At 35.7% G+C, this 17,044-nt stretch carries 15 protein-coding genes; 5 read left to right on the top strand and 10 right to left on the bottom strand.

Going from position 1 to position 17,044, the window contains the following annotated elements:
• Positions 1-46: 46 nt before the first annotated feature.
• From ACKU4N_RS07050 to ACKU4N_RS07035, 4 genes are all read right to left on the bottom strand, one after another.
• The gene (locus ACKU4N_RS07050) at positions 47-940 is read right to left on the bottom strand and encodes a helix-turn-helix domain-containing protein (RefSeq protein ID WP_321321938.1); all 894 of its coding nucleotides are present in this window, start codon (positions 938-940) and stop codon (positions 47-49) included.
• A gap of 114 nt (positions 941-1,054) precedes the next feature.
• The gene (locus ACKU4N_RS07045) at positions 1,055-1,528 is read right to left on the bottom strand and encodes an HIT family protein (protein ID WP_321321936.1); all 474 of its coding nucleotides are present in this window, start codon (positions 1,526-1,528) and stop codon (positions 1,055-1,057) included.
• Positions 1,529-1,604: 76 nt separating this feature from the next.
• The gene (locus tag ACKU4N_RS07040; RefSeq protein WP_321321934.1) at positions 1,605-2,534 is read right to left on the bottom strand and encodes a DMT family transporter; all 930 of its coding nucleotides are present in this window, start codon (positions 2,532-2,534) and stop codon (positions 1,605-1,607) included.
• Positions 2,535-2,871: 337 nt separating this feature from the next.
• Positions 2,872-3,741 carry an SDR family oxidoreductase gene (locus ACKU4N_RS07035; protein ID WP_321321933.1) on the bottom strand — a complete coding sequence of 290 codons (870 nt, stop codon included), beginning with the start codon at positions 3,739-3,741 and terminating at the stop codon, positions 2,872-2,874.
• Positions 3,742-3,886: 145 nt separating this feature from the next.
• Between ACKU4N_RS07035 and ACKU4N_RS07030 the strand changes: the two genes are divergently transcribed.
• Complete coding sequence (locus ACKU4N_RS07030) at positions 3,887-4,261, top strand: winged helix-turn-helix transcriptional regulator (protein WP_321321931.1); 375 nt, start codon at positions 3,887-3,889, stop codon at positions 4,259-4,261.
• A 94-nt stretch (positions 4,262-4,355) separates the two neighbouring features.
• Here ACKU4N_RS07030 and mltG read toward each other — a convergent pair whose 3' ends face one another.
• Positions 4,356-5,426, bottom strand: coding sequence for an endolytic transglycosylase MltG (mltG, locus tag ACKU4N_RS07025; protein ID WP_321321929.1), 1,071 nt, complete (start codon positions 5,424-5,426; stop codon positions 4,356-4,358).
• Positions 5,427-5,620: 194 nt separating this feature from the next.
• Between mltG and ACKU4N_RS07020 the strand changes: the two genes are divergently transcribed.
• Positions 5,621-6,775: a M14 family metallopeptidase gene (locus ACKU4N_RS07020; protein ID WP_321321927.1), complete on the top strand. Its 1,155-nt coding sequence runs from the start codon at positions 5,621-5,623 to the stop codon at positions 6,773-6,775.
• 163 nt (positions 6,776-6,938) lie between these two features.
• Here ACKU4N_RS07020 and ACKU4N_RS07015 read toward each other — a convergent pair whose 3' ends face one another.
• Positions 6,939-8,378, bottom strand: a complete 1,440-nt coding sequence (locus ACKU4N_RS07015) for a S8 family serine peptidase (protein ID WP_321321925.1) — start codon at positions 8,376-8,378, stop codon at positions 6,939-6,941.
• Between the two features lie 201 nt (positions 8,379-8,579).
• On the opposite strand from ACKU4N_RS07015, the gene ACKU4N_RS07010 reads away from it, so the two are divergent.
• Positions 8,580-9,560, top strand: a complete 981-nt coding sequence (locus tag ACKU4N_RS07010; protein ID WP_321321923.1) for a transglutaminase domain-containing protein — start codon at positions 8,580-8,582, stop codon at positions 9,558-9,560.
• A gap of 123 nt (positions 9,561-9,683) precedes the next feature.
• Here the strand turns inward: ACKU4N_RS07010 and ACKU4N_RS07005 are convergent, their stop codons facing one another.
• From ACKU4N_RS07005 to ACKU4N_RS06990, 4 genes are all read right to left on the bottom strand, one after another.
• Complete coding sequence (locus ACKU4N_RS07005; RefSeq protein WP_321321921.1) at positions 9,684-10,730, bottom strand: nucleoid-associated protein; 1,047 nt, start codon at positions 10,728-10,730, stop codon at positions 9,684-9,686.
• Positions 10,731-11,010: 280 nt separating this feature from the next.
• Positions 11,011-12,516 carry a PepSY domain-containing protein gene (locus ACKU4N_RS07000; RefSeq protein ID WP_324292995.1) on the bottom strand — a complete coding sequence of 502 codons (1,506 nt, stop codon included), beginning with the start codon at positions 12,514-12,516 and terminating at the stop codon, positions 11,011-11,013.
• A 225-nt stretch (positions 12,517-12,741) separates the two neighbouring features.
• The gene (hcp, locus tag ACKU4N_RS06995) at positions 12,742-14,388 is read right to left on the bottom strand and encodes a hydroxylamine reductase (RefSeq protein ID WP_321321917.1); all 1,647 of its coding nucleotides are present in this window, start codon (positions 14,386-14,388) and stop codon (positions 12,742-12,744) included.
• Positions 14,389-14,648: 260 nt separating this feature from the next.
• Entirely contained in the window at positions 14,649-15,014 is a 366-nt protein-coding gene (locus ACKU4N_RS06990; RefSeq protein WP_321321915.1) for a hypothetical protein, read from the bottom strand.
• Positions 15,015-15,323: 309 nt separating this feature from the next.
• On the opposite strand from ACKU4N_RS06990, the gene ACKU4N_RS06985 reads away from it, so the two are divergent.
• Both ACKU4N_RS06985 and ACKU4N_RS06980 read left to right on the top strand, forming a co-directional pair.
• A complete protein-coding gene (locus ACKU4N_RS06985) occupies positions 15,324-15,908 on the top strand; it encodes an HAD family hydrolase (RefSeq protein ID WP_156196891.1) in 585 nt (194 codons plus the stop codon).
• Positions 15,909-15,926: 18 nt separating this feature from the next.
• Positions 15,927-16,943 carry an endonuclease/exonuclease/phosphatase family protein gene (locus tag ACKU4N_RS06980; protein ID WP_321321913.1) on the top strand — a complete coding sequence of 339 codons (1,017 nt, stop codon included), beginning with the start codon at positions 15,927-15,929 and terminating at the stop codon, positions 16,941-16,943.
• Positions 16,944-17,044: the final 101 nt, after the last annotated feature.

The raw sequence follows: 17,044 nt of genomic DNA, 5'->3' as shown, positions 1-17,044 counted from the left end.
ACTATTTTCAGAAAAATCAGAAAAATCAAACCAAAAATTATAAAATTCAAACAATTTGCACTCTAACTTCCCTGGGTGTCATTCCTGTTGCTTTCTTGTAAAAGTTATTAAAATAGGCAGCATACTCAAACCCCAGACAATAGGCAATTTCAGCAACCGGCCAATCGGTATGAATCAGCAATTCGCTTGCTTCAATAATGATACGGCCTGCGATGTGTTCGGTAGTAGTTTTCCCCGTAAGTTCTTTTAACGCTCTGTTAAGATGATTGGTATGCACAGAAAGCTGACAGGCATAATCATTCGCAGATTTTAGTTTCAATTGATTCTGCATCGAATCAATAGGAAACTGGCGCTCCAGCAATTCCATAAAAAGCGAAACAATCCGGGATGCAGCATTTTGTGTTTGCTCGTAATTTTTTGCAGGTTCTGTCTTAAGGACATAATGCACAATCAAATGCAGGTAATTGCGCAGAACATACTGTTTGTGGACATAAAACCCCTCATTTTCAACCATCATTTTTCGATATAAATCAGCAATTTCCTTCGTTGAATTTTCATCAGGAAAGTAGACCTTATCGTATCCCAGCTGAAACATTGGAAGATCCGTTAATATTTCATCCCGCTGTTTCACAAAGAATTCATTAAAAATGCAAAACCAACCTGTTTGTTCTTTGGAAATATTCTGCCAATTATAGGGAATCAACGGATTCGAAAACAATAAAGCAGGCCTGTCTATATAGATACTTTTATCAGCATAATCAAGCCTTCCTTCGCCCAATATCAAAGTTATTTTATAGTAATCTCTTCTTGAATAAGTGAGCGGTCCTGTACAGGCTGACCGTTCAAAAACATTAATGTGAGGTTTGCTTAAAACCAGCTCCTGATCGGTCTTGTATTTTATTCTGTTGTAAAATGCATTTAAATCTTCACTCTTTTCCATGAAGCCAAATTACAAAATTCAAATAAAATAAATGGATGTGAAATTCACTTTTCTATTTTTATCATTTATAAAAAATTCAATCAGGCTTGCTGCAATCCGGCTCCGACTGCAGTATTAAATCACCAACCGATCAGAGCTAACCGTAGTTTTCAAAGCATTTAACAGCTTTTCTTTTAGTTCAAACAACATTTGATCGTTTGGTCTGGTTTCCTCTGCATTTATTATTTTGCTGTCAATTGTCCAAATCGGTTTCAGTGGGTTGGGATCATCTTTATATCTGGGAACAATATGCCAATGCAAATGAGAATATGCATTTCCCAACATTTCATAGTTTAATTTTTGGGGTTGAAAAGCCAGATGAACAGCCTCGGCAACTTCACTCATTTCTTTTAAGAATTTCATCTTAAAATCTTCATCCAATTGATGCAACTCGGTTTTGTGTTGTTTACAAAGCAATAAAACGTAGCCCTTAAAGAATTGAAAATCTCCCAAAACAACATAGCCCGTTTCCAGTTCAGCCACAAAGTATGGATTTTCATGATTTAGAATTTTTGAAATCCTTTCACAAACAAGACATTTATCCGGCATATTTTAAAGTTTATTTATGGATGTATAATTTCTTTAATTGATCACTTTAATTCAACAATTAACACCAATCTAAATATTAAGCTCTCCTTAGTCTGCGGGGAGTTATTTTGTAAAAAAGCATTCGGTAGTTTGGTTTCTTATTGTTTTGCATCACAATAAAAACAGCAGTCAATATCAGAAGAACAGCCAAAGAACTTTTTAAGTCCATTGCATCATTAAACACAAACACTCCTACCACAAGCCCCGTAAGAGGTTCAAGAGTCGACAAAAGAGACGCATTCCCGGGTCCGGTGTATTTCATCCCCATATAAAACAAAACAACCGACAAAAAAGTAGACCAAAAACTAAGATTTACGATATAAAATAAAGACATGGCAGTGGGATTTGTGTTGATGCCATCTATGAACAAGCATTTGCCAAAGAACAAAATTGCTGTGATTCCAAAAATCCAAAAAGCCACACTGTAAGGCGAAATTTTCCTTAGTTCGGGATTGGCCATACACAAAATGTAAATGGCATAAAATAAACCCGATACCAAAGCCCATAAAACACCGGTTGCATTAATCGCTGCACCGCCGCCTAACGACAACAAAGAAATTCCAGCAACAGACAAAAATAGAGCCGTTACTTTTTTTAATGTGAATTTCTCTTTGTAAATGATACCTGCAAAAACAATCGTGATAACGGGGTACACAAAATGAAGTGTGCTTGCCAATCCCGATGATATGTACTGGTAAGATAAAAAGAGTGTGTAGGTAGTCATCATGGTTCCAACAAATGCAAGAATCAGCAATAGAAAAAATTGTTTTTTATTGACACGAAGACTAATCTTTTTGTAGATACAAAACAAACCAATCAACACAAATGCAAAACTGAATCGGTACAACAGCAGGTTACTTACATCAAAACCTTCGGCATAGGTTTTAATGGCAAAAAAAGGCAGCAGTCCAAAAAATACTGCTGATAAAAGAACCATAAGGGTTCCTTTTGTTTGTGCTCCAATCATCACTCTAATTCAATTTACTTTGCTGCAATGATAATAAATCCTTTGATACAAAATGTGAGACGCAACCCTTATTTTTCAAGCCGGTTGCATTAAATTATGCAAAGCTTTCTCTTCCGGCATTCCTCTTCCAATGATCCTGAATTTACAGATATAGAATTCACGGTTTATGGAACGGAAACATTCGGTCAGCAAAAAAAAGAGGATGTCCGAAAAGTTCAGTTTTAATTTGATTGGTAAACTTAAGTGCTGTAATAATCACCCCCCCTTCCTTTCCGCTTTTAGAAAATGAAGGAGGTTTTAATTTTTCATGAATCAAAAAACTTACCTGCCAGTGCTATTACAAATTGAAAGCTTCTTTAAGGAACATTCTTAAATCCGTTTGTTCCCGTCCCAAAATACTCTCTAAAGTACCGTCAGCCATATTAAAATCATTATTCTTAATTCCTTTGGCAAACAAAACGGACATCAATACAATTTCTTCAGGCAAACCAAATTGCTTTAACATATCTTCAAATGCATCATCTTCCAGACTGGTGTAATTTACTTTTCTACCTGACAATGTGGTAAGTTCAGCAGCAATATCCGCAAATAAATAGGTTTTTGATGCCGTTAAGTGATAGGTTTTGTTTTCGTGTCCTTCTCCTGCCAAAATAATTGCAATAGCTTCTCCCAGATCTTTTCTGACAGCAAAAGGCACTTTCCCCTCACCTGCAGGAAAGAAAATACCTGTTTTCAAAACATCTTCACCTACAAACATTGGAATCACCTCTGCATACAAACTATTTTGCAAAAAAGTGAATGAAAGCCCGCTTTCTTTTATGTAATCTTCTGTTTGAAAATGATCCTGAAGCAATGGCTGTAAAGGAGATGCTGCAATATCTTTCAATGTAACACCTGTATATAAGATATGTTTCACTCCTGCTTGTTTAGCAGCATCAACCACATTTTTATGCTGACCGATTCTATCATTAAAATCACTTGATGAGATTAGCAAAACTTTATCTATACCCTTCATCGCATTATTTAATGAATGAATATCCTGGTAACTTCCGATATTAACGGTTACACCTTTTGCTTTTAAAGCCTGTGCTTTGGCTTCATCCCGAACTAAAATTGAAATTTGACCGGCGGAAACTTTTTTAAGTAGATTTTCAACTACAATATTTCCCAAATGTCCTGTTGCGCCAGTTACTAAAATTTTTTCCATCTTATATTTTATTTAAACTTACTATATAAAAGTTTTATACTTACTTTTGTATAGCAAAGATATATTAGTTTGTAAAAACGACCAATAAGGTACATCCTTGTTCTAAACTAACTTCAAGGTAACTATTGTTGATAATCAAAGATCTATGATGGGGAAAAAAATTAAAAAAAGTGAATGGGATATTACAAATTGTCCTGTCAGAACAGTTTTAGATCGCTTTGGTGATAAGTGGTCTATTCTTGTATTACTGATTTTAGGCGAAAAGCAGAAGTTACGCTTCAATGAAATCAATAAAGAAGTTGGTTCAGACATATCCCAAAAAATGCTGACTGTTACATTAAGAAAATTAGAGGCTGACGGATTTATTCTTCGAACTATTTATCCGGAAATTCCTCCTAAAGTTGAGTACGAAATTACAGACTTAGGTAAATCTCTTGTTCCCCATGTGGATAATTTAACGAAATGGGCGGTTTCCAATATGCCGGCAATCAAAAGGTCCAGAGAAAGATTTAAAAAATAAGCAGATATCCGTTATGAATACACTGCCATTTGCCATACAGTTTATTCCCAATAAAAGCCTGAAAATTACAACCCGAGAATAGCAGAAGTACCAATTATTTCATGATGCCTCTTTGATTGAGCGCTCTTTGATAGCGACTTGCATTTTGATTGTGTTCACGCAACGATTTGGCAAATACGTGATATCCGTTAAATTCGGGGCTGGCACAAAAGTAATAGTACTTGTGCTTTTCGTAGTTAAGAACGGCTTCGATACCTGAAACAGATGGCTGACGAATTGGTCCCGGGGGTAATCCTCGATATTTGTAAGTGTTGTATGGAGAATCAATTGTTTTGTGTTTGTTCAAAACCCGGCGGATCGTAAAATCGCCCAATGCAAACTTTAAAGTTGGATCAGCATCCAATTTAATTTTACGGTTTAAACGATTCATGTATACGCCGGCAACACGTCCTTTTTCATCATTATTGATGGTTTCTTCATCAACAATTGATGCCAATATACTCACCTCAATAGGAGAAAGTCCAATGCTCTCTGCTTTTTTCAGTCGTTCGGAATTCCAATATTTTGCATATTCTTTATGCATTTTATCCACAAACTTTTCAGCATTCATATTCCAATATACCTGATAGGTATTCGGAATAAACATTCCAATAATTGTATGAGGTGCAAATCCGTACTTTTTAATTTTAGATTCGTCTTTTAATAGACTTAGAATACTTATGGAGTCAGCCTCTATTTGATCCGCTATTTTGCCTGCAAAATCTTCTAAAGTGCGGGTATTATTAAATGTAAGATTAAGTGGAGTTTGAGCACCCGAGCGCAATAAATTAATTAATTCATTATTGCTCATGCCATTTTTAATTTCGTAACGTCCCGGATGAATGTGTGCTGCAAAATTCTTCTTCTCCATTACCCACTGAAGAGTGGAACTGCTTTTAAGACAGCCTTTTTTATTTATTATTTGCAAAACATCGGCCTGATTCGAGTTAGTAGGAATGTACAGAAAACTGGTTTCTTCTTCGCCTAAATTAATATTTGATGAAAAAATATCCTGATAATATTTGAAAAGTACCGATCCTGTTACAACTAATACAAGAATTACAGCAAGCACTATAAACTTCCACTTTTTAGAACGATTGTCTTTCAGACGAAACAAATTGATCATTAGTTTGAATTAAAATAAACACAAGGCTGGTCTGCAAAAATAGAGAATAATATTTTCCAGATAAACAGACTTCCAAAAATAGAAGAAATTGTTCTGATTTAAACATTTACTAATCATGAATTATTACTTCTGTAGTGTAATTTTAAGAATTCAACAGTATCCTTGTCTTTAAAAAACAAAAAATCTACCTTTGAATGAATCACAAAAAAAACGACACACACATGAATATTTCATCGAATTTTGATGGCGGTAAAATTGAAGTTATTGATGCCGCCAATCCTCAAAACATACAGCTAAGCATCCCCAACGACACGAATTCTGAATTTTTTCAATGGTTCCATTTCAGATTGATGGGCGCCATGGAAGAATCTGTTAAAATGCGGATTACAAATGCCGGTAAAGCATCTTATCCGGAAGGATATGAAGGCTACCAAACTGTGGCATCCTACGATCGTGAGAATTGGTTTCGGGTTCCATCGAATTACGATGGCAAAGAGTTGATTATTGAGCATATGCCACTTTATAACTCGGTTTATTACGCTTACTTTGCTCCTTACACCTACGATCAGCATTTAAATTTAGTTCATCAGGCACAAATGTCGCCGGAATGCGAATTGGTTTCAATTGGAAAAACAGTAGAAGGCAAAGACATCGATATGCTGATTGTTGGTGAAGCGGACGAAGCGAAAAAAAGCATTTGGGTAATTGCCCGTCAGCATCCCGGTGAGCCAATGGCCGAATGGTTCATGCAAGGCTTATTAGACCGACTGCTGGATCAGGATGATCCAATTTCGAGAAGCCTACTAAACAAAGCTGTTTTTTATTTGGTGCCTAACATGAATATTGATGGAAGTATTGCCGGTAATTTGCGTGTAAATACAAAAGGATACAATTACAACCGTGAATGGGCAGAACCTTCGATTGAAAACAGTCCTGAGGTTTTCCATGTTCGTAATTTAATGGACGAATATGGTTGTGATTTAAATTTGGATATCCACGGAGATGAAACCTTACCTTATAATTTTATTTCGGGCATAGAAGGCATCCCTTCCTTTGACGAAAGATTGAAAAATTTAACCGAAAAATTCATTGGTTCATGGATTGCCACCTGCCCTGATTTTCAGGACACTCACAGCTATCCGAAAAACGAACCTGGGACTGGAAATTTAGCAATTTGCTCGAAACACATTGGAGAAAGATATAAATGTTTATCTTTGACTATTGAAATGCCATTCAAGGACAATAATGATTTACCAGACCCTGAATATGGTTGGTCTCCCGAAAGGAGTATTTTATTGGGAGAATCTGTTCTTCAGCCAATCTATCAAGTGGTGAATCACCTAAGATAATTAAAAGCATATACTACTAAGTATATTACTCGAAAGGCCCATGCTCAAGCTTCCGTGAGTGTGGGTCTTTTTTGTGCAGTAAATTCTGGTTCATCAATACAGAACAAAAAAAGCTCATGCTTCTTTCAAAACATGAACTTTTAATGATTTCAATCCACTTTATTTATTGAACGGCCTTTGCTGCATTTACTCTGCCATTTCCGAAGTAAGCATCTTTACCCGGCTGGCCAAGATCATCAGCACTCTGTCTCAGCACAGACATTACCTGTGCCGGCGTAGCATCAGTACCCAGTTTTTCGAATGCCAAAGCAGCTACTCCTGCGGCATGAGGAGAAGCCATACTTGTTCCGGCTGAAAATCCCCAACCACTGCTAATGGTGCTAAAAACCATATCGTAATACCAGAAATCTCCAGGATGATCAAAATCTCCTCCCGGAGCAGCAAGATCAATCAGAGACTGTCCGTAATTGGTATAACTGGCAGGAACATCCAAATCGGTTGTTGTATCGTAAGCATAACCATAAGGAGCAGTAGCCGATATTGCCATTAAATGATTGAGACTGGCAGGAATAAATACCAAATTACCGGTGTGGTTCGCATCAGAATCATCATTACCGGCAGCAACAATCACCAGCGAACCCATTTGGTAAGCATAAGTAATTGCCTTTTGAGAAGCACTGATGTAGGCTGCAACTTCATTGGCACCAACCTTTACAACAGAACCATTAGGCAACTCTGCAAAGAAGCCATTTCTTGGCAAATCAGTACCCAAACTCATATTTATAACATCTGCACCGTTATTTGCAGCATATACAACTCCTGCATTAATTCCTGAGAATGAACCGCTGCCGGTATATTCCGAAAGAACTTTAACAGCAACAATTTCTGCTTTTGGTGCAACTCCAATGACTCCAAAATCTCCCCCATTGGTTAAAGCAGGACCATTAGCCGCAGCTATAATACCTGCAACATGAGTTCCATGATTAAAATAAAATCCCGGATCAATATTATAACCTTCACCCGGCACAAAAGAAGTTGATAAACTTGTATTCAAATTTGGTGCTAAATCAGGATGTTCAGCATCTATTCCACTATCAAGAATAAAAACTTTAACTCCATTACCTGTAAATCCCTGATCCCAGGCACCAGGAGCATCAATAGCTTCCATTCCCCACTGATAACCGTAGTAGGTCTCGTTAGAACCAATGTGCATAGGAACAAACTGTGCCTCGCTGGTAGTTTCAGGCTGCAACCATTGCAATTGAAGATCAGGTAATACATCGGAAACTCCTTTTATCTTTTTTGCTTTTGTAATAAAACCAACTTCACTGGATTCTACCACATACATTCCTATTTCTGAAAGTTTACGGTTAATCTTTCCATTGGCCTTACCAATTTCAGTCTCCATCTGGGATGAAAAATTATCAGTCAGAATAAGATATCCGGTGGCCTTGTAGGTTGGACTTTCACTTACTGACAATTTTTGAGTTTTAACTTTACTTGCTGATTCTTGACTCTGAAGGTCTAAATCCTCTTCAACAAACTGGTTTGTGCAGGCACTAAAAAATAGTCCTGCCACTAAAAAAACGACAACTTTCTTCATGGTAATTATTAGTTTAAAGTGTTAGAACTATTAAATTTAAGCCATATAAATACGAATGTCAATACAACAACACACCTATTTAAATAATGTCATATATGTTCAAATAAAAAAATACATTTACTCCCTAAGCAATCAAATAATGGCATCGAAATTGCGTTTCCATTCTATCTGATTACTTTAAAACAAAAAATAAACGGACATATGGCGATTCCTTTTAGATATCAATTCCTACTTATACTATTTTTCACCTTGCTTCATTTTGAAAGCTTCTCTCAAACCAAAGTCGATGAAATCATTTCGAAATACCCGGCAAATTTTAGCTCTTATGAGGAATTAGCTGATAAAATAAAAACTGATTTCAATACGGATGAAGATAAAGTCAGAGCTGCCTTTGCATGGATTGCCATGAATGTTGAATACAAAACAAAAGGAGTAAACAAGACTCAGAAAATCCGCTTTTTGTATACTTCGGACGAAGATTTGCAGACACAAAAAAATCAGTTCAGAAGAGATATGGCCTTGAAAACAATAAAGAGCCGAAAAGCTTTGTGCGAAGGATACGCAACGCTTTTTCAGGAAGTATGCAGATTACTAAACATTGAATGTGTTATAATTCCCGGCACGGCAAAACGATTTGTTTCGGAGATAGGAAACAACAATCTGCCTTCGAACCATGCCTGGAATGCTGTAAAAATTAATGGAAAATGGAAGCTTGCAGATATTACCTGGGCGGCAGGTTCTGTTGACTACGCCAAAATGGAGTTCCTTAAAGAATATACACCTGCTTATTTCGATAACGATCCAAAGGAATTTGCCATGAAACATTACCCTGACAATCAGGAATGGTTACTGCTGAATAAAGAATTTACCCGGGAAGAATTTGCCCTTCAGCCCGCCATTTTTAATGAATTCATCGGCAAAGACTACCAAATTATCAGTCCGGAAAAAGGATCAATCTCAATCAAAAAAGGAAATGAGATTGCCTTTTCAATTGCAAATATTCCAAGTGACATTCCGATTGCTTATCACTTTAAAAGTGAAAAATTTGGCCAGCTCGTAAAACCTATTCTAAAAAAGAACATCGTTAACTTTTCTGTACCAACAAACAAGAAAGGCGATGATGAGTTGATCATTTATTTTGAAAACCAGCCGGTACTGGGATATAAAGTGAGTATAAAGTGAAAGATGCTACAAGGGTAAAGCTCCCCGAAAATGAAAAAAGCCTCCCCATAATTGAGAAAGCTTCTTAATAATCCAAATAAATATGCAGACACTGTCAGGTTAAAAAACGCTGTCAGGTCATGCCTAATTCTCGTCCCTGAAAAACAGTTTGTAATAGCTTAAATCGCGAGCTGCATCGTATCCTTTTTCAATGAATTTTCGTTGTCCGTGAATGTAAACATGAAAGTTTTTATCCAGCTTTAATATGTGTTTAAAGTGCTTTTGCTCTCCCTTTACAGCATCATTATTAATCGTAAATTCAGGAGTAACAACAGTTCCCTGTTCGTTCTGATAATAGGTTTTGTATTCATCAAAAGCAGTAGCCACCTCAGGCTGTTCAATCACTTCCTTTTTAAACAATTCTTCGTTGAACAGCTTTTTATCCTTAAAAAAATTGATTGACTTGTTCATTAAATCGATCTGATCTGCCTTAGCCACTTCATTCTCGTCATTGTACACATCACCAATAAAACCTTTACACATATCCAAATAATTTTGGGTATGATAGAAATTATCTTCGCGAAGTTTCAAATTCAAAAAGTCCTCTTTCCAGTACAAAGCCTCTTTGTTCGAATTGGTTTTATCAACAATACAAACTTTGAATCCTTTTTCCTTTTCGGAGTTGAAAATTAAGCAGCCTTTGTCCAATTTCTTGATATTGATTCCGTTTTCACATCCCAACTCAAAATTATCCTGCTTTTGGTACACCTTTAAAAAAGTGTCTTTATTTTCTGATTTAAAAATACCCAACGCATCGCAAACTTCTCCATCAACCACGCAATTCGAGAAGCCCACCAAATAAAATTCGCCACTCTTTATATTCGGATGGTTCGATTTTTCATACAAATGAACTGCAATATTGGTTGACTGATCGTAAAAGGAAACATTCTCCTCGAAATACTCCGAAGCATAACAAAACACTTCATTCATATTCAAATCGGTATCATGCTGGAAATTATAGAATTCCTCCTTATTAAAGGCTGTTAAAAAATACTTTAGCAGGATATCCTTAACATCATCATCTTCCAATTGAATTTCCGATTTAGAAAGTTTCAAATCTTCATCGTGATGTTTATTTCCTACATTGTGAACCACAATACGGTCCAGATTTATATCTTCAAAGTTGAACATGCTTTTCCTTTTTTTAATCCGGCAATAAAGATACAGACTTTCGCTAAATAATTATTTCCTTTTAACTTATCATTTACAATTAGTACATTTATCTAAAATAACCCGTTAAAATATGAATGATTAACCATTTAAAAGAATTAGGAAGCAAGGTGAAATTCACGATTTACCCTGAATCAACTCACAATTCGCGGACTGAGACTTACAATAATCCTAAATTATACATTTGGTTGCTGCAACAAAAAAAGAAGTGACTACACATTCAACTAAATTGATAAAAAAATTATTTTCTTCTTTTCTTTTGCTTCCGATACAAAACAAATCCTATTATCAAAATCCACAAAATACTGATTCCTGCCAATGGAATAAAAAGAATATAGAACCTGCCAAAAATATATTGGTAAATTCTACCGGTATGAGTTTCCAAACACAAATTCCAAAGTGACATGGGCGATTGCTGAATATTTTCAGGCATTGATGTAAAACCGGATTGATCACTTAAATTTCCTGAGCCAAAATTGTAATCAAACAAAATTTCTTTTCCCTCTGAATCTTTCAAATATCCAGCAATTGGATGGGCAGAAATTGGCGGCCCCATCGTTTTCACAGGAACATATGGTTTTTTAGTAATATAATCGAAAACTAATCCTTTTTCAGGAATCCAATAAAATAATCCACTAAACGATCCAACCAGATAACTCCCATCATTCACCTGTTCGAAAACATTCACTCCCATCACAGATATTGGCGGTTGCATTGCAAAAACTTTCGGCGCAGAAATAAAATCATCATCAGAATAATATACACTCTCATTGGTTGCCAATAGAATTCTGTTCAATTCTTCATCATACATTATTCTGCGCAGCTGATCAAACCATGGATTGGAGTTATCTAAATGCGTAAATGAAATTTTAGGAACTCGATTCGATACTATTCCAATTAACAAAGGCGGACGCAAAAACATTCCCGTTAGAGTTGTTAGAATAAGGAAAACGATTAGCCAATACCCGAAATAATTGTGCCATTTCAGGTTAAACTTCAAGAAAACAAGCTTACTTTGAACATCCTGTCCTTTCTTTTTCCGTTTTTTAATCCAATCAGGATATATAAAATAAATTAAACCACTTACACAAAGAAATATAAACACCAGGCCTATAAAATCGACAAACAACTGCCCAATTATGCCAAAAGCCTCACCACTATGAATTTCCCACAATGTTTTAAACAAACTGATCTTATTGTCGTAATTCTGATCTGGAAGCAAATTTACGATCTCAAAACCAATCTCTGTTTTTTTCAACAAGTGAGAACGTGTCAAAACAAATAGTTGATTCTTAATTTCAACCAAATCAACAACTCTCTCCTCAGAAACAGGCAAGTCAATGTTTTCCCAATTTTCACTTTTCGGATTGTAATAGAAAAGTCCAAACAATGTTCCGGCATAAAGCGCTCCCCAACTGGTTTTAATCACTTTTTCAATTTTCCTATTGTCGACGCCAGATGTAAAACCGGAATTAAAGTCCTGAAATGTTTTGAAATTATCGATAGTTTTCCAGATTCCGATATTGCCGTAAATTAATGCTGTATCTCCCTGAATTGTTACTGCCGATTTAACTGCGGCTTTATTCCAACTTGTATATTGATACTCACTACCCAAATATTTCCGATCTACATCAATAGACGAAAATATTCCACGGTGATTCATCACAATTCCAGAAATTGCGAATAATAAAATAAAGAAAGTCAATGCCAAAGAAGGCCATTTATGGTACTTCTTTAAGAATTTCATTGTTTTAGCTTGATCCATAACTGCATATAACATTACATAAATTGCTCCTAAAATAGTAACAAAATCAAACAAAAAACTGCCTAATGCAGAGTTTAAATCATCTACATTAGGCAGCTAATCACCCTAACAAACTATAATATAACAAACACTAAAAAACGTTCCATTCACAAATCACCTCTGTCTTTCTTCACCCAAGAAACGCTTTTTAAAACCTCAATTTTATTCTTAATTTAAAAACATTTTCATGTCTTCGTCAACAGACCCAATTCCTGCAATTCCGAAAGTATCAATCAACACTTTAGCAACATTTGGAGAAAGGAAAGCCGGCAATGTTGGTCCTAAATGAATATTTTTAACACCCAAAGATAAAAGCGCTAACAATACGATAACTGCTTTTTGCTCATACCATGCAATATTGTAAGCAATTGGTAGATCATTGATATCGTTAAGTTCAAACACTTCTTTCAATTTCAATGCAATAACTGCTAACGAATATGAATCGTTACACTGACCTGCATCTAATACTCTTGGTATTCCTCCGATATCACCCAACTCTAATTTGTTGTAACGATACTTAGCACAACCAGCTGTTAGAATTACTGTATCCTTTGGTAAAGCAGCAGCAAATTCAGTATAGTAATCACGACCTTTCATACGACCATCACAACCAGCCATTACAAAGAACTTACGAATAGCTCCGGTTTTCACAGCATCAACAACCTTATCAGCCAATTGCATTACTTGATTGTGAGCAAAACCCCCTACGATAGTTCCGTTCTCAATTTCAGTTGGAGCAGCACAATTCTTGGCTACTTCAATAATTTCAGAGAAATCTTTCTTTCCATTTTCGCCAGCAGTAATGTGCTTGAATCCTGGGAAACCAGAAGCTCCTGTAGTATATACTTTATCTTGGTAAGTAGATTTTGTAGTTGGAGGAACAATACAGTTGGTTGTAAACAAAATAGGTCCGTTAAATGTTTCGAACTCTTCATTCTGCTTCCACCATGCATTTCCGTAGTTACCTACAAAGTGCTCATATTTTTTGAATGCTGGGTAGTAATTGGCAGGCAACATCTCAGAGTGAGTGTAAACATCAACACCAGTTCCTTCAGTTTGCTTCAACAATTCTTCCATATCTTTCAAATCATGACCTGAAATAAGGATACCTGGCTTGTCGCTTACACCAATATTCACTTCAGTAATTTCAGGATTGCCATAAGCAGTCGTGTTTGCTTCATCAAGAGTTGCCATAGCAGTTACACCATTAGCTCCACATTCCATAACCAAAGCAACCAATTGATCAGCGGTCAATGTATCATCAGTAGTAGCTTGCAAAGCTTTTTGCATAAATGCATACATTTCAGCTTTTTCAAGACCTAGATTGTAAGCGTGCTCAACGTAAGCCGCAAAGCCTTTCAAACCATACAATAACAATTCTCTTAATGAACGAACGTCTTCATTTTCAGTAGACAATACTCCAATAACACGCGCTTTTGCATCAAAATCATTCTCTTTATCAGCAAACCATGTTGCCGAATGATGCAGGTTTTCAAAAGTAACACCTGCTGCTTCAGCCTGATTTTTAATCTCTTCACGCAGCTTAAGACCTTCGCGAACAGCTGTAACAAATTTTACTTTATCAAAGTTGGCGTTAGTAATAGTCATAAATAAACCTGTCATGATGAAGTTATTCACTTTATCATTCTCAACACCAACTTCACGGGCTTTGGTACTAAAAACAGAGATCCCTTTCATCACGTACATCAGCAAATCCTGAATGTTTGCAACCTCATCGGTTTTTCCACAAACACCTTTAATTGTGCATCCTGTTCCTTTTGCAGCCTCTTGACACTGATAACAAAACATAGCCATAATTGTATTTTTTAATGTTATAAATTTGATTATTCAAGTTACAAAATTGAGAAAGAGCAAACTAAATAAGATTCCTGCCTTAAGAATACATTTAACTCTTCCAACACTACAAAGATGCGACTGGATGATTGCAAAAAGTGTAACGGATGTTACAAACATTAAAATATTTCAGATTTATTCATCTTTTTATCCCCTTTGGTGAATCTGAAAAAAAAAAATCCCAACCTAAATCGATTGGGATCCTATATTATAAATTTATTTTAAATCAAATCTTTACAATTCCGTTTGAGTTCTTCCTTCAGCTCACACTTGCATTCAATGTAACTCGCCAGTTGTTTATCAGACAGAACATCTTTCATTTCCACTTCTTTTCGTTTTAAACTATCACGAACTGCCTGCATACAAGGAAATCCATCCTTCTCCATAGTCAGCTTTTCAATTTCTTTTTCATACTTCAAATTTAAAACCTCAATCTGCGTAATCTGTTCCACAGACAAATCCAACTTCTTCTCCATCCAGGATGTAATTAGATTTGCTCTTTTTTCGGCCAAAGAATTGTTTTTGGCACTCACAGAAACACTCATCATCACAAATAGTAGAATCAAACTTCCAGCTACAATCTTCATATACTGATTTTTAATTTTCACTTCAATCAAACAGCTATAATAACGGCTGATTAAATAAAAAGTTGTTAAAACAATGGAAATTTAAATATTTTTAACGAAACATCCAAGCAAGACACAATTTAACAAGCTGTTATTCAGATCATAAAACGGCATCCTAAGAATCTGCAATTAAAGAAAATTCAGTGCAATTAATTAAAAATTATTTAATAATTTAGGCATCCCTTTCTAATCATTTTAATGTAATCTTACACAGGTAAAAATAGGATTGCAACAATAAACTTACGAATAGAAAGACAAAAAACAAAGACCATGAAAAAAATAGATATATTCCCAAGTACTAAAGCATTTATTTTTGATTTAGATGGAACCTTGGCTGACACCATGCCTTTACATTATGAAGCCTGGGTAAAAACAGCCAAAATCATGAACTTGGAATTTAGTATTGATTTTTTAAAAAGTTGTGCAGGAATGCCTTCTTCTAAAATTATCGATTTACTAAACGAGAAAAACAACCGTACTATTGATCCACAAAAATTCTCTGATATGAAAGAAGAATTTTTCGCGAAGGAGATGCACAAAATCAAAGAAATTACTGCCGTTACCGATTTGGTATACAAATATCATGGTAAAATACCAATGGCAGTAGGAACTGGTGGGAAACGCAACATTGCCTCTGAAACCATGCAACTTTTAGGTTTAGATAAATACATTTCTATTCTGGTAAGTGCTGATGATGTAGAAAATCACAAGCCGGAACCGGATACATTTTTAAAATGTGCTGAACTAATGGGAATTTCCCCTGAAAATTGCCAAGTATTTGAAGATGCAAGCTTAGGCTTTCGGGCCGCTGAAGCTGCAGGCATGAGAGTAACCGATGTCACTCCTTTTTATTAGAATCAATTAAACTATTTCATGTTAAAAAAATTACTGTTTGTTCTTATGGTGGCTCTCATCGCCTTTTCCTGTTCTCAGGAAAAAAAGGAGTATACGATTGCATTTTATAATGTCGAAAATTTATTTGACACTCTTAACGATCCTAATACTCGGGATGACGATTTTACTCCGGAAGGAAAACTAGACTACACTGCCGAACGATATCAGAAAAAATTGGTAAATCTTTCCAGTGTACTATCTTCCATCGATAAAAATAATTTTCCTGCTATTATCGGACTTTGTGAAATAGAAAACCGATCTGTATTAGAAGCATTAATAGGTCAGGAAAAATTAAAATCTGCGGATTATGGCATCGCCCACACCGAAAGTCCGGATGGAAGAGGAATTGATTGTGCCCTTTTGTATCAGAAAAATAAATTCAAATACTTGAGTCATGATATAATTGGAATTCATTTTCCAGATGAGCCAAACTACAAAACACGCGACATTCTTCATGTTCAGGGAATTTTAGGCACTAATGATACCTTACACTTATTTGTTAATCATTGGCCATCAAGAATAGGAGGAGCAGAAAAATCGGAGAAAAACCGTGTATTTGTGGCTGAGCAATTAAAAATTGCCGTTGATAAATTACAGGAAAAAAATCCCAATGCGAAAATCATTATCATGGGTGATTTTAATGATGAACCGAACAACAAATCGGCTGAGAAAATTTTAGCCGCTACCAACAATAAGGATACTTCAAATCCCAAAGCTCTTTACAATCTAATGTACGATTTAAAAATGGCAGGAAAAGGCACATACAGCTATAAAGGCACTTGGAACATGCTCGACAATCTAATCGTTTCCAATAGTCTTATCAGCAATACAAACGGATTGCATACAAATCATCAGGCTGGAAAAATCTTCACCGAAGAGTGGATTTGCTATCAGCCTAAAGAAGGAGTATTTCTCCCAAGCCGATCTTACGCTGGCCCTAAATACTTTGGTGGCTACAGCGATCATTTCCCTGTTTACTTTCAGCTAAGCAATTAAAAATACAATAAAACATCAAAAACAGCTGATTACCAACATGGTAATCAGCTGTTTTTCTTTCCAAAATGATCCAACAAGTTAGATTTTTCATCTAAAACTAT

This window comes from Labilibaculum sp., from assembly GCF_963664555.1.
In the GTDB taxonomy this organism is placed as follows: Bacteria; Bacteroidota; Bacteroidia; order Bacteroidales; family Marinifilaceae; genus Labilibaculum.
This window is presented reverse-complemented; position numbering and strand designations above follow the sequence as displayed.